At 76.4% G+C, this 13,052-nt stretch carries 13 protein-coding genes and 1 tRNA gene; 3 read left to right on the top strand and 11 right to left on the bottom strand.

Annotated elements, in window-relative coordinates; all coding sequences use genetic code 11:
• Window positions 1–90: 90 nt before the first annotated feature.
• The 7 genes from ACFY00_RS35765 to ACFY00_RS35735 form a co-directional block, all read right to left on the bottom strand.
• Window positions 91–321 (bottom strand): hypothetical protein, encoded by a 231-nt coding sequence (locus ACFY00_RS35765; RefSeq protein ID WP_388037776.1) that lies wholly within the window; start codon window positions 319–321, stop codon window positions 91–93.
• A 124-nt stretch (window positions 322–445) separates the two neighbouring features.
• Window positions 446–519: transfer RNA gene (locus tag ACFY00_RS35760), tRNA-Lys, on the bottom strand.
• A gap of 75 nt (window positions 520–594) precedes the next feature.
• Entirely contained in the window at window positions 595–1,137 is a 543-nt protein-coding gene (locus ACFY00_RS35755) for a bifunctional DNA primase/polymerase (RefSeq protein WP_388037773.1), read from the bottom strand.
• Between the two features lie 115 nt (window positions 1,138–1,252).
• On the bottom strand, window positions 1,253–1,651 hold the full coding sequence (locus ACFY00_RS35750) for a hypothetical protein (RefSeq protein WP_388037771.1): 399 nt from the start codon (window positions 1,649–1,651) through the stop codon (window positions 1,253–1,255).
• A 367-nt stretch (window positions 1,652–2,018) separates the two neighbouring features.
• On the bottom strand, window positions 2,019–3,419 hold the full coding sequence (locus tag ACFY00_RS35745; RefSeq protein ID WP_388037768.1) for an AAA domain-containing protein: 1,401 nt from the start codon (window positions 3,417–3,419) through the stop codon (window positions 2,019–2,021).
• Between the two features lie 8 nt (window positions 3,420–3,427).
• Entirely contained in the window at window positions 3,428–5,026 is a 1,599-nt protein-coding gene (locus ACFY00_RS35740) for a hypothetical protein (protein ID WP_388037765.1), read from the bottom strand.
• Entirely contained in the window at window positions 5,023–6,228 is a 1,206-nt protein-coding gene (locus tag ACFY00_RS35735; RefSeq protein WP_388037762.1) for a hypothetical protein, read from the bottom strand. Before ACFY00_RS35735 ends, ACFY00_RS35740 begins: the two co-directional genes overlap by 4 nt.
• A 136-nt stretch (window positions 6,229–6,364) precedes the next feature.
• Here ACFY00_RS35735 and ACFY00_RS35730 point away from each other — a divergent pair, with 136 nt between their 5' ends.
• Complete coding sequence (locus ACFY00_RS35730) at window positions 6,365–7,015, top strand: histidine phosphatase family protein (RefSeq protein WP_388037760.1); 651 nt, start codon at window positions 6,365–6,367, stop codon at window positions 7,013–7,015.
• Between the two features lie 21 nt (window positions 7,016–7,036).
• On the opposite strand, the gene ACFY00_RS35725 is transcribed toward ACFY00_RS35730, so the two are convergent.
• Window positions 7,037–8,419, bottom strand: a complete 1,383-nt coding sequence (locus ACFY00_RS35725; RefSeq protein ID WP_388037757.1) for a tetratricopeptide repeat protein — start codon at window positions 8,417–8,419, stop codon at window positions 7,037–7,039.
• Window positions 8,420–8,752: 333 nt separating this feature from the next.
• On the opposite strand from ACFY00_RS35725, the gene ACFY00_RS35720 reads away from it, so the two are divergent.
• Both ACFY00_RS35720 and ACFY00_RS35715 read left to right on the top strand, forming a co-directional pair.
• A complete protein-coding gene (locus ACFY00_RS35720; RefSeq protein ID WP_388037754.1) occupies window positions 8,753–9,169 on the top strand; it encodes a hypothetical protein in 417 nt (138 codons plus the stop codon).
• A gap of 207 nt (window positions 9,170–9,376) precedes the next feature.
• A complete protein-coding gene (locus ACFY00_RS35715; protein WP_388037751.1) occupies window positions 9,377–10,255 on the top strand; it encodes a spermidine synthase in 879 nt (292 codons plus the stop codon).
• 21 nt (window positions 10,256–10,276) lie between these two features.
• Here ACFY00_RS35715 and ACFY00_RS35710 read toward each other — a convergent pair whose 3' ends face one another.
• From ACFY00_RS35710 to ACFY00_RS35700, 3 genes are all read right to left on the bottom strand, one after another.
• On the bottom strand, window positions 10,277–10,525 hold the full coding sequence (locus tag ACFY00_RS35710; protein ID WP_388037749.1) for a Uma2 family endonuclease: 249 nt from the start codon (window positions 10,523–10,525) through the stop codon (window positions 10,277–10,279).
• Between the two features lie 73 nt (window positions 10,526–10,598).
• Window positions 10,599–11,408, bottom strand: coding sequence for a hypothetical protein (locus ACFY00_RS35705; protein WP_388037747.1), 810 nt, complete (start codon window positions 11,406–11,408; stop codon window positions 10,599–10,601).
• 166 nt (window positions 11,409–11,574) lie between these two features.
• Window positions 11,575–13,029: a glycoside hydrolase family 1 protein gene (locus ACFY00_RS35700; RefSeq protein ID WP_388037744.1), complete on the bottom strand. Its 1,455-nt coding sequence runs from the start codon at window positions 13,027–13,029 to the stop codon at window positions 11,575–11,577.
• Window positions 13,030–13,052: the final 23 nt, after the last annotated feature.

The following is a 13,052-nucleotide window of genomic DNA, read 5'->3' as shown; positions in this document are numbered from 1 at the left end:
GCTACCTCGCCGGCCTCCAGCTTCGCGGCGCGATGATCTGGATCAAGGACCTCACCAGGACCACCCCTTGATCACGACCAAATACGCTCCCTAGGGCGAGGCGGTCGCGGCCGGGTGCGGCGTCGGGCCGTGCTGCGCCGTGTACACCAGCCCGAAGCCGAGCACGGCCGCCAGCGTCACCGCACCCGCCCAGGCCAGCGCGCGGAGCAGACCCCGCCTCCGCCGCTCCTGCCGGTGCGCGCGCAGCGCGGCCGCCTCGGCCTCGGCGAGCTCCGCGTCGAACCAGGCGGCCCAGTCGGAGTGGAGATCGTCGGACGCCATGCAGCGGACATTAGCAGCCCTTTACGTGCCGTCCGGGGGAGCGCCGAGGGGTGTGGCGGGGGGCGCTCAGGAGTGTGGCGCAACGCGAGAGGCCCCCCGGTGAAGGGGGGCCTCTCGCTGTCTGTGCGCCGCCAGGGACTCGAACCCCGGACCCGCTGATTAAGAGTCAGCTGCTCTAACCAACTGAGCTAGCGGCGCCTGCTGACGTGGAAGACTGTAGCAGCGGGCGGGGTCGGAGCCAAAATCGATTCCCACCGGGGCGGCACCCGCCGTTCAGCGCGCGTTCGACACCCGGTCGCCGCCCTCCCGGACCCGCCCGCGGGCCGCCCGGACGCACGCCCACAGCACCACCGACGCCCCCGGCAGCCACGGCTCGCTGGTGTCCGGCGCCACGATCCACCGGCTGGACGCGCTCTCCGGCTCGTCCACCGCCCGCTGCACCGGCGGCACCGTCACCGCGTCCCCCCGGCCGTGGCAGAGCAGCGGCGGGACGTCCCGGGCCCACTCCTCCCAGGCCAGCAGCGTCCGCAGCCGGGGCGCCGCCCCCGGCTGCACGAACAGCAGCGTCCGGCCCCGGTAGGTGGCGACCGGGCCGCAGCCCGGGCCGGAGGTCCACAGCTCGTCCAGCACCCGGCGGCCGAACACGGCCGGCAGGCTGATCACGTCGAACACCCGGCCGCACGGGAGGATCGCGGGCGCCCACGGGCGGGCCTCCCACAGGGCGCGCATGCTGCTCGGGTACTCGCTGGCGGAGGCGAGCCACGCCTCCCCGGCGACGCTGACGTACTCCACGGATTGATAGGTCCAGATGTCCACCCGGTCAGGGTGGACCGGTGGCGGGACCGGCCGAGGAGAAAACGGCGTTCGCCGGACAGCGGAGGGGGTGTGGGCGTACCATCGCCCGCCGCATATGCCAGAGGCCTGGCGGGGCCTACTCCTCCGGGCCGCGGCGCTGCAGCGAGCGGCCGTACTCGACCATCTTCCGCGCGTAGTCGGACGTCCAGTCCGCCCGGTCGGCGATCTGCTCCGCCGAGAGCGCGTCGAACCGGCGCGGATCGGCGAGCTGCGCGGCCGCGAGCGCCTGGAAGTCCGTCGCCCGCTCCGCCGCGGCCCGGAACGCCAGGGCCAACTGGGTGGAACGCGCCAGCAGTTCGGACGGGTCGTCGATCGACTCCAGGTCGAAGAACCGCTCCGGCTCCGGCTCCGGCCCGGCCGGCTCGAAGAGCAACTCGACCGGCCGGATCCGCCGGGCCGGGCCCGGCACCGGGGGGACGACCGCCGGGATCGACGAACCACCCTGGTCGGACGCCTGCGGATGCGAGTCGGGCATGACGGGGCACCTCCGGGAGTGCGAGGGGGAAAGACGGCCGCCGTCCATTGTCGCGCGCGAACCGTCAGAACCGGAACGGTGCGCCCACGAGCGCTATTCCCCGCCGGGGGCGCGCAACCCGCGCTGCGCGCCCCGCGCGGGGTGCCATCAGGGGCCCGGGGAACGGCGGGCGGGGGCTGCTCACGGTTCACTGCCGGGGCGTGCGGTGGCTTCGGGTTCTGTTACTACGGCCCGAAGCAGCACGGACCTTCGGTGGGCTCCGGCCGTCAGCAGCACGGACTCGCCGTTCCCCGAGCCCCTGACGGGGCTCGCCAGCAGCACAGGCCGAGCCGTTCCCCGGGCCCCTGATGGCCCCCGAACCAGCCGCCTAGAGGCGCACGCGGTGCTCGGCGAGGTGGGAGAGGACCGCGTGGTTGGCCTCCCAGCCGTCGGGGAACTTGACGGCGACGCCGAGCTGGACGGGGTCGGTGGCCGGGTGGTCGTCGAGGAGTTCGGGGATGCCCGCGCGGGCGACCACGATGCAGGCGTGGCGGTGGCGGGAGGCCAGCACGCACAGGCGGCCGGTCTCCAGGTGGAAGGCCGTCGCGTCGGGGCGCCCGGAGAGCGGGTGCAGGACGACCGTGACGTCGTACTCGCGGCCCTGCAGCCGGTTCGCGGTGTCCACCGTCACCGCCTCCCCGGCCGCCGGGTCGACCGGGACGCTCAGCCGGGCCAGCTCGGCCCGCACCGCGGCGGCCTGGTCGCGGTGCGCCGTCCCGACGGCGACCCGGTTCGGGGTGAGCGGGGCGGAGCCCTGCTCGGAGTGCGCGGTCAGCTCGCGGTCCAGCAAGCGGCGGACGGTGGCGGCCACCGCGGCGACCGCCTGGCCGTCGGTGCGGACGGTGTGCCGGGCCGGGAGCTCCAGCAGCGCCCAGCCGCTGGCCGCGGCCTCGTCGATCGCCGCGTCCACCGCCGACCCGTCGCCGCGCCGCCCCGGCCGCAGGGTGCGGTCGTCCGGGCCGGTGCCCGCGCGGAACGGGGTGTACGGGTAGAAGGCGTCGGAGACCAGCGGCGCGGCCGAGGCGGGCAGCCGCCAGGAGACCGGGAGCCGGTGCGGGCGGATCGCCGGGTTGTGGGCGAGCAGGGTGACCACCGCGGAGGAGGACGGGTCGTAGGACAGGCCCGCCCACTGGTCGGTGCCGACCACGGTGAACGGGTCGAGCTGGCCCGGGTCGCCGACGAACAGCGCCCGTTCGAAGAGCCGGGCGACGGCCAGCAGCGCGTCCGAGCGCATCTGGTACGCCTCGTCGACGATGGCGTGCCGCCAGGGCTGCTCGGCCTTCACCCACTGCCACTTCGCCGCGGTGGAGACCACCACGTCCTGCTCCAGCAGGTCGGCGACCTTGTCCTTGGCGGTGACGTTGGCGTGCCGCAGGGCCTCCGGCGCGGGCCGGGAGTCGCTCGCGTGCAGCCGCCCGATGCTCATCCCCGGGGCCTTGGACGCCAACCGGTCGACCAGGTCGTCGACCTGGCTGTTGGTCTGGGCGACGATCATCAGCCGCTCGCCCGCGTCCACCAGTTCGCGGGCCGCCCGCACCACCAGCGTCGACTTGCCCGCGCCCGGCGGGGAGTCCACCACGACGCCGCGCGGAGCGCCCGGCACCGGGCGCACCACCGCGTCGAGGATGCCCGCGACCGCCCGGTCGGCGGCCTCGCCCGGGGCGAGGGCGGGGTCGGGGCCGGGGAAGGCGCCTTCGGGGTCGGTCACCGCTGCTCCAGAGAGATCCATGCCGTCGGTCATTCCCACTCGTCCGCACCGACCGGCGCGTCCTCGACGGCCACCGGCGGGCCGCCGTGCGTCCACGGGGTGTCGGCGGGCTCCGGCAGCGGCGCGGACTGCCGGGGCGCCAGCTCGAACAGGGTGAACACCACGGCCGTGCCGGGCTCCGGGACGCTGCCCGGCTCCGGGTCCTTGCGGCGGCCCATGCCGGACAGCAGCCGCACCACCACCTCGCCCGGCGCCGCCGAGACGATCTCGGCCCGCTGGGCGGGCTCCGCGTGCGCCCGGTGCACCTCGCGGCCCGGATCGGCGTGCGGACGGTCGTCGGTGCGCACCACCAGCAGCGGGCGCGGCTTGGGGGAGCGGCCCGCGGACCACTCCGGGACGACCTCCACCACCTCGCCCGCGAACGCCTCGCCCGCGAGCCGGCGCTCCGCCATCGCCAGCGGGTCGTCCAGCGCCTCCTGGATCTCCAGCTTCGCCTGCTCGCGCTCCCGCTGGGCCAGCTTGCGGGCCGCCGTCACCGCGTCGTCCCGGCGCGGCTGCGGGGGCTCGCCCGCCGCGACCCGGTCCCGGTGCATGGTGAACGACCAGCGGTCGCCCTCCCAGCGGTCCGGCAGGTGCCCGGCCGGGGGCAGGGCGCGCAGCAGGTCGAGGCCGTGCCAGACGTCGTGCCAGGTCGGCAGCGTCGTCGCCAGCAGCACCCGGGCCAGCTCGGCGCGCGCCTGCTCGACCAGGCCCGCCGCCCGGCGGACCTCCGCCGCGTCCCGGGCCGCCTCGGCCCGCTCGCGCACCGCCACCGCCGCGTCGTGCCGCAGGATCGCCGGGGCCAGCACCCGCTCGTCGAACTTCGGGTCGGTGGCCGGACCGGCCGGCGGGTGCAGCGGCAGGCCGTCGCCGTCCCGCGCCGACTCCACCCACTCGGCGGCCGCCGCGCCGGTGGCCGGCGGCTCGAACCCGGCGGGCGGCAGGTGCCAGGCCAGCCGGGCCGCCAGGTGCTGGTCCTCCAGGTTGCTCTGCCCGGTCGCCCAGTGCCGCGACAGCAGGCCGGTCATCGCCAGCAGCATCGAGGAGCCGGGCACCTGCGCCCGGTCCGTCAGGTGCGTCAACCACCGCCCCAGCAGCGGGACCTCGGTCGGCGACGGGTACTCGCCCGGGTCGGGGTCCTCCACCGTGCGGCGGAACCGGGTGGAGCGGCCCAGCAGCGCCAGGTGCGAGACGCCGCCCGCGTTCGGCACGATCAGCTGCGGCGCGTCCGCGCACAACTCCCGCACCACCGGCACCTTCTCGCCGCTCACCGGGTCCTTCTCGGAGCCCTCCAGCAGCTCCACCTCGTCCCCGAACGACTCCAGGTACGGCACCACCTCGCGGGCCACCGCCGCCAGGAACTCCGAACGCTGGGTGCGGTTCAGCGGCTGCGGCACGAAGTACAGCCGGGGCGCCTCCCGGTCGGTGCCCAGCAGCACCGCCAGCGGCGCCCCCGACTCGCCCGCGGCCGCCAACGGCACCAGCACCATCGGACGCTCCGACAGGTGCCGGTGCCGCACCGTGGCCAGCGGCTGCGCCCGCTGCGCCCGCACCGCCTCCAGCCGGGCCAGCGTCGACAGCAGACTCACCGCACGCCCCCGGCGGCCAGCGCCCCGGCCCGCAGCCGGGCCGCGTACGCCAGCCGTTCGGCGGCCTCGTCCAGCCCCGACCCGCCCTCCGGGCCGCCCCCGGCACCCTGCTCGGCGGCCGCCAGCGCCTCCTCGACGGTGCGCAGCGAACCCAGCTCGCCGCGCACCCCGCGGCCCAACTGCTCCACCGCGCCCGCGCAGCGCGCCTGGGAGCGGCAGTGGAAGCCCAGCTCGCAGGTGGAGATGCACTCCGGGGCGTACGAGGCGGGCACCGCGGCGACCGCCGCCGCCAGCTCCCCGGCCGGGCGCGTCGGCGCGCCCGAGGCGTCCCGGGCCAGGTCGAAGGTGACGCCCTCGGGCAGCGCCGCGAGCAGCTGGTCGATCCGCGTCATCCGGGACAACTGCCGCCGGGTGACCGCCAGTTCGCGCCGCACGTCGACCGGGACGGCCACCGGCTGGGAGGAGAAGTCCTTCGGGCAGACCAGCAGCACCGTCAACTCCGGCGCACCGGGCAGCTCCTGGACGGCGTACGGACCCGCCGACAGCGGGCGCCCCGCCAGCCGGGCCGCCGCCTCCTGCAGCGCCAGCACGTACACCGCGGCCTGCCGGGCGGCCGCCCCGACGTTCGCCGGATCGGCCGAACCGTCCAGCACCGGGAAGGACTTGATCTCCACCACGGTGCACCGGCCGGCGTGCACCACCACCGCGTCCGGCTCCAGGTAGGCCGGGCTGCCCGCCACGTCCAGCCGCAGCATCGGGTGGTCCAGCAGCGTCCAGCCCGCCGGGTCGGCGGCGGCCTCGGCCAGCGCCGCCGCCGTCCGCTCCGCGCGCACCGCGGGGGAGGCGGAGGGCAGCAGGTCCGGCACGGCGAGCGAGGCGACCTCGTCCTCCGGCAGGCCCAGGCGGCGGCGCAGCGGGGCCAGCAGCACCGCGTACCCGTCCTGCTTCAGCCGGGACTCGAACTGCAGGCCGCGGCGGATCGCGAACGGCGACTGGCCGAACGGCGCGGGACGCCCCAACTGCTGGGCCAGCGCGGTCTTGTCGACGCCCGCGGCGTCCAGCAGGGCGCGGCGGCGGCAGCCCGGATTGGCGGCGAGGGCGGCGAGGGCACGGGCGTCGAGGCTGCGCTGCGGTGCCGGGCCGCGCAACTCGGAGAGCCGCCGCAGCGGCGGGGTGGCCTGCCCCAGGTGCGAGACGTTCATGGTGCGGCCCAGTCTCGCATCCGACGGCGACAAAGCGGAGCCCGGTCGTCGAAGCGGGGCGCCGGGTGGGGGATCATGGGGAGGACGGCCCCGCCGAGGGGACCGCCACGCACCCCTTCGAACGAGGTAGCCCCCCATGCCCGCCCGCATCGTGCTGGTCCGCCACGGCGAGACCTCCTGGTCGGCCACCGGTCGGCACACCGGCCGCACCGACGTCCCGCTCACCGAGGAGGGCCGCGCGATGGCCCGCGCCCTCGGCGAACGCCTCGCCCGCGCCCCGTGGAACGGCCTGCCCGGCGCCACCGTCTGGACCAGCCCGCTCTCCCGCGCCCGGGAGACCGCCGAACTCGCCGGCTTCGGCGACCGCGCCGTCGAGAGCCCCGAACTCCTCGAGTGGGACTACGGGCAGTACGAGGGCCGCACCGGCGCCGACATCCGCGCCACCGACCGGCCCGGCTGGCTGATCTGGCGCGACGGCGTCCCCGGCGGCGAGACGCTCGCCCAGGTCTCCGACCGGGTCGACGCCTTCCTCGCCGGGATCAACGAGGAGCACGGCACCCCCGACCCCGACACCACCACCATGCACTGCGCCGACCGGGACGTCGTCCTGTTCGCCCACGGCCACCTGCTGCGGATCCTCACCGCCCGCTGGCTCGGCCTGCCCCCCGAGTACGCCCAGCGGCTCAAGCTCGGCACCGCCGCGCTCTGCGTGCTGTCCTGGGAGTACGGGCTGCCCGCGATCGAGATCTGGAACGACCACAGCCACCTGGAGCGGCTGGGGCACTGACCCCGCCCCGGTGACGAGGCCTCAGGCCGCCACCGCGTCGTAGCCGTCCAGGAACTCCCGGACCTCCGGCACGGCGGCGTGGCCGCGCAGCCGGTCCGCGGTGTGCGCCAGCATGCCGCGGATCCGCGCGGAGCGGACCTGGCCCAGCAGCGACACCGCCGCCGTGCCGTGCGTGCCCGCGCCCGCCAGGTCGCCCCGGCCCAGCCGGTCGTGCGCCAACTCGGCGGTGTACAGCACCCGGTTGCGCACGAAGTGCGGCTCCTGGAGCCCTATGGCCCGCTCGGCCCGGGCGCTGGCCCGGTCCCAGTCGCCCAGCGCCGACCAGCACTGCGCCTCCTGCCCGGCCAGCTCCGCCTCGCCGTAGAAGGACATCCACTCCGGGTCGGCGTCCGGCCGCTCGCCGCGCTCGAACAGCGCGTACGCCCGGGACAGCGCCCGTTCGCAGGCCGAGCGGTCGCCGAGCAGCGCCCAGCCGCTGGCCTCGCGCAGCACCAGCAGCGACAGCAGCCGGTCCGAGCCCAGCCCCTGCGCGGCGGCCTGCCCGGCCTGGGCGGCCCGCAGCGCCTCCCGGGGGCGGCCGGCGTCCCGGGCCAGGAAGGCGCTGTTGCTGAACACGTGCGCCTCCAGGTGCGGGTCGCGGGCCATCCGGGCGGTGGCCAGCGCCTCCGAGTAGAACGACCTGGCGTCGGTCAGCCGGTTCGAGTCGTGCGCCAACCAGCCCACCGAGATGGCCAGTTCACCGGCCCCCGACTGCAGGCGGCGCTCGGTCGCGGCGTTGTAGTCGCCGTCGTTGAGTAGCACGTAGGCGCTGCGCAGCGACTGCCCGGCCAGCTCGAACAGGGCGTCCGCGCCGTGCGCGTCGTCCAGCAGCCGGATGTCGCGGACCGCCTGCTCGACCCCCCGCACCTCGGCGGCGCCGACCCGGCGGCGCTCCGGCAGGGGCGCGGCCGCAGTCGGCGGGGTCGCGGTCGGCGGGGCCTGGTCCAGGCCCAGCACGGCCGCCACGGCGGTGGGACCGCCGTTCAGGAACGTGCGGCGAAGCACCTCGTCGTTCTCCTCGTCAGACCGGTGCGGTGCGTCCGGCGGATGTGCCGGGACGGACGGATCGGTGGCCGTCGCGCGGCGGCGGACCGCCGTCCGGGGCGCGAACCCGAGATCCGCCAGCGAGCGGTCCGGCCACATGTGCCGGAACACCCGCTCGTACGCGTAGTTGGGGCAGCGGATCTCGCCGGACTCGACCCGGCCGACGTAGCGCGCGTCGCAGGACACGTGCTCGCCGATCTCCCGGGCGGCCCGGCGGACCAGGGTGGCGAACTCCCCCGGCGAGAGGCCCCCGCGCAGCTCGCGCATCGCCTGGTTGGGGACGGGAGCCGGCCGGGACTCGCCGGTTCGGGTGGCTGCCATGCTGCACTCCGAGGTCGTTCCGGGGTGGTCGCGCCGCCTCCCGGGGGAGGCCGCCGCGTCGCCACGACAGTACCGGCAGTCACCGTGCGAACACGGCGGGTCGTCGGGAGCTGGTGGGTCAATTGCGGACGAACCGGACGGAGTTGCCGTCTTGTGCCATGAAATGCCATGGCTTGCTGTATCGGAGGCCGTGGCCTGGACGACCGGTTCCGCGTTGTCCTGATACATGGACACCGGCGGTGCGGGCCCCCTCCCGCACCGGCCCCCGTCGCCCGACCGGGTGACGGGGCACCGACCGGTTTCCGCGCGTCCCGAGGTGACAGGAGGTCCCCCATGGCCACCGGAGTTCCCCAGTACCGGCGACCGGCCGCCCCCACCGCGCCGCCCCCCGCGCCCACGGGCACCTCGGCCAGCCGCGTGGTCCAGTACGACACCGTCACCGTGCAGGTCCGGCACGGGCTGGAGGCGGTCGACATCCTCCGGCTGCGGCGGGCCTGCGGAGCCGTCCAGCAGACCGCGGGCGGCACCGCCGTCGCCTTCCTCGTCCCGGCCGGCACCGCCCTGCGCTGGCACCTGGCCGGCTCCGCCTGTACGCCGGGGGCCGAGCTGCTCCCGCCCACCGACCCGCGCTGGATCATCCCGCCCTCCGGTCCCCAGCCGTACCCCCGTCCCACCGACGCCTGGGTGCTGCGCTCCGCGCTCTGCGAAGCCGCCACCACGCTCACCGCGGGCGGCCTCGGCCCGCTCTGAACGCGCCCCGCGCGTCGACTGACGATTCGTCAGAGAACTTGCCCGACCGGCGAGTTGGCATGCAAGCGTCGTCTCACCGGGTGGACCGTCCGACCCCGCAGCGGGCTGCCCCCGTCACCCACCGTGCCCATCCCGGGCCGACTCCCGCCGCCCGCCGCGCCCGGCTCCCGCCGTCCGTCCCGGCCGCGCCCGGCGATAATGGACGCCATGGGCCGCCCACGCACCACCCCCACCGTCCCCGGCCGCGCGCACGCCGAAGGCCCGCTCACCGCCGCCGTCGCCTCCGGCACCGCCGAGCTCCGCCCCGACCGCGACCGGCCGCACGCCTGGGAACTCCGGCTCGACGGCGCCCCGCAGTCCCTGGTCGACCTCGCCGACCCCACCCACCTCGGCTTCGCCTACCAGCGCCGGATCGGCCACCTGATCGACCTCTCCGCCCCCGCCCGGCAGCCCCTCACCGCCCTGCACCTCGGCGGCGGCGCGCTCACCCTGGCCCGCTACACCGCCGCCACCCGGCCCCGCTCCCGCCAACAGGTCGCCGAGATCGACACCGAACTCACCGCCCTGGTCCGCACCGAACTGCCGCTCGACCGCGGCTGGCAGATCAAGGTCCGCGGCGGCGACGCCCGCGCCGTCCTCGAACGCACCCCCGACGACTCCACCGACCTGGTCGTCGCCGACGTCTTCGCCGGAGCCCGCGTCCCCGCGCACTGCGCCACCGCCGAGTTCGCCCGGCACGCCGCCCGCGCCCTCACCGGCAGCGGCCACTACGCCGCCAACCTCACCGACGGCGGCCCGCTCGCCTTCGCCCGCGCCCAGGCCGCCACCCTGCTGGCCGTCTTCCCCGAGGTCTGCCTGATCGCCGACCCCGCCGTGCTGCGCGGCAAGCGCTTCGGCAACCTCGTCCTGTTCGCCGCCCACACCCCCCTCCCGCTCACCGACCTCACCCGCCGCCTGGCCACCGACCCCGCCCAGGCCCGCCTGCTGCACGGCCGCGACCTCACCGACTTCACCGCGGGCGCCGCCCCCACCACCGACACCACCGCCGTCCCCTCCCCGGCCCCGCCCCCGAAGACCTTCGGCTGAGACCGGAGCCCGCGCCGGGCGTCAGCGCCGCAGCGCGGCCGGATCGAGGTCGAACGGGAACGGGTCGGTGAGGGCGGTGGACCCACCGGGCGGGACGGTGCGGTCGAGGTAGCCGCTGCCGTCGGGGGACAGGCGGCCGAGGTGCAGGCGCGGCGCCGGATCGAGGTCGAGGCGCCAGTAGTGCGGGATGCCCGCGGCGGCGTACAGGCCGGGCTTGGTCCGGCGGTCGATGACCTCGGTGGACGGCGAGGCGATCTCGATGGCGACCACGACGTCGTCGGCGTGCAGGGTCGCCCCGGCCCCGGCGGCTGCGGCGGCGATACCGGCGTGGTGGGGAGACGGGTCAGTGGCCGCCGCCGGGGAGGCCGCGGTGCTTGTACATGGCGGCGGCGGTGAGGAGCAGGCCCGCGGCGATCGGGAGGAGGACGGCGAAGGCGTCCTCGCCCGGGGAGCGGGCCGGGGCGCCGGTGAGGGTGAGGCGGTCGGGGGCGGGGTGCGGGACGGCGGCGTGCGGGCGCGGGGTGCCGAACGGGATGGGCGGGATGGAGGACTCGGCGCGGACGGGGGTCGGGGCGGGGGAGGGCAGGACGGTGTCGGCCGGGGGCGCGTCGACGGGGGAGGCGTCGGCGTGGGTGCGCTGGGCCGGGACGGTGGCGGCGGGCGCGGGGGCCGGTGCGCCGGGTTCGCGGCCGTCCCCGGGGTCGGAGCGGGAGGCGCGCGGGGGCTCGCCGGGGCGGGGCTGCGCGGGGACGGCGGAGAGCAGGCCCGCGGCGAGCGAGAACGCGTCGGGGCGGTCGGCGTGGTGGCCGGGGAGCGGGAGTTCGCCGGTGCCCAGGTGCTGGCCGAGGGTCGCGCCGAGGTCCTGCACCGGTCGGGTGCCGGTGCCGGCCGCGCCGCCGAGGCTGCCGACGGTACCGGCGGGGTCGGTGGGGTCGAGGCCGTCGACGGCGGTGGCGGTGGCACCGCCGACCGTGTCGTCGAGCAGCCCGACCTCGCCACCGCCGGAGCGGCCCTCACCGCCGGAGCGGCCCTCACCGCCGGGCCGGACGACGCTGCCGAGGGCCCGGCCGGGCTGTTGCGGTGGGTGCCCGGTGTCGGCGGCGCGGGCGTCGGCGGCGCCGAGTCCGAGCCCCAACACCTGGGCGGCGAGCATTCCGCCCGCCGCCAGTGTCCCGGGCCGCCCCCACCGGTACCGGGGGGTGTCCGAACGTCGCGGTCGCTTCGCGTGGTTGGTTCGCACACCAGGGGAGAACGAGCGGGACTCCCCGCGGTCACGCTCGTCGCTCACACTCCGTCACACTGTGCGGGGGTGCGGGAGTTCAGGCGAGCCCCCCGCGCCGGATCACCTCCGCGTACCAGCGGGCGCTGGTCTTGGGGGTGCGCCGCTGGGTCTCGTAGTCGACGTGGACGATGCCGAAGCGCTTGCTGTAGCCGTACGCCCACTCGAAGTTGTCCAGGAAGGACCACAGGTAGTAGCCCCGGACGTCGGCGCCCGCCTCGATCGCGTCGGCCACGGCCTGCAGGTGCAGTTCGACGTAGCGGACCCGCTCGGGGTCGTCGACCTCGCCGTCCGGGCCGACCACGTCCTCGAAGGCGGCGCCGTTCTCGGTGACCAGCAGCGGCAGGCCGAAGTCGTTGTGCATGCCGACCAGCGAGTCGGACAGGCCGGTGGCGTCGATCGGCCAGCCCATCGCGGTGACGTCGTCGTTGGCGAGGTGGAAGACCACGTCCTCGGAGCCCGGCCAGCAGCTGAACTCGCTGTCGCCGTGGCCGTCGTTGCGGGCGGCCTCGGCGGTCTCGGCGTCGTCGCGGGGCGCCGAGACGACGGTCGGGTTGTAGTAGTTGAGGCCGAGCAGGTCGATCGGACGGCCGATCTCCGCCTCGTCGCCGGGGCGCACCAGCTCGTCCCAGTCGACGAGGTGGGCGGTGTCCGCCTTCAGGTCCTCGTCGTAGCCGCCCTTGAACATCGGGCCGGTCCAGATCCGGTTGCCGACCGCCTCGATCCGGCGGGCCGCCTCGCGGTCCTCGGCGGTGTCGGTGAGCGGGCGGACCAGGTGCAGGTTGAGCGAGACGGCGATCTTCGCGGAGGCGGGCAGCACCTCGCGCAGCGCGCCGACGGCCAGGCCGTGGCCGAGGTTGAGGTGGTGGGCGGCCTTGAGCGCGTCGGCCGGGTCGGTGCGGCCGGGGGCGTGCACGCCGGAGCCGTAGCCGAGGAAGGCGCTGCACCACGGCTCGTTGAGCGTGGTCCACACCGGGATGCGGTCGCCGAGCGCCGAGGCGGCCAGCGAGGCGTACTCGGCGAAGCGGTACGCGGTCTCCCGGACCGGCCAGCCGCCGGCCTCCTCCAGGTCCTGCGGGAGGTCCCAGTGGTAGAGGGTGGCGACCGGCGAGATGCCGTGCTCCAGCAGGGTGTCGACCAGGGCGCGGTAGAAGTCGAGCCCGCGCTCGACGGCCGGGCCGCGGCCGGTCGGCTGGATCCGCGGCCAGGACAGCGAGAAGCGGTACGAGGTGAGGCCGAGGTCGGCCATCAGCCGGACGTCCTCGCGGAAGCGGTGGTAGTGGTCCACCGCCACGTCGCCGGTGTCGCCGTTCAGGACCTTGCCCGGGGTCCGGGCGAAGGTGTCCCAGATGGACGGGGTGCGCCCGTCCTCGGCGGCCGCGCCCTCGATCTGGTAGGCGGCGGTGGCCGCGCCCCAGGAGAAGCCGGGCGGGAAGGCCACCCGGGGGGCCGCCACCGAGGTGTGGGCGGCTGTGGTCGGATCGGTCATGGTCATACGGGAGCGCTCCCATGGCTCGG

Origin of the sequence: Kitasatospora sp. NPDC001540 (assembly GCF_042894345.1) — a bacterium.
GTDB lineage: Bacteria > Actinomycetota > Actinomycetes > Streptomycetales > Streptomycetaceae > Kitasatospora > Kitasatospora phosalacinea_C.
Note: the sequence above shows the minus strand (reverse complement) of the source record. Positions and strands in the feature narration are given on the sequence as shown.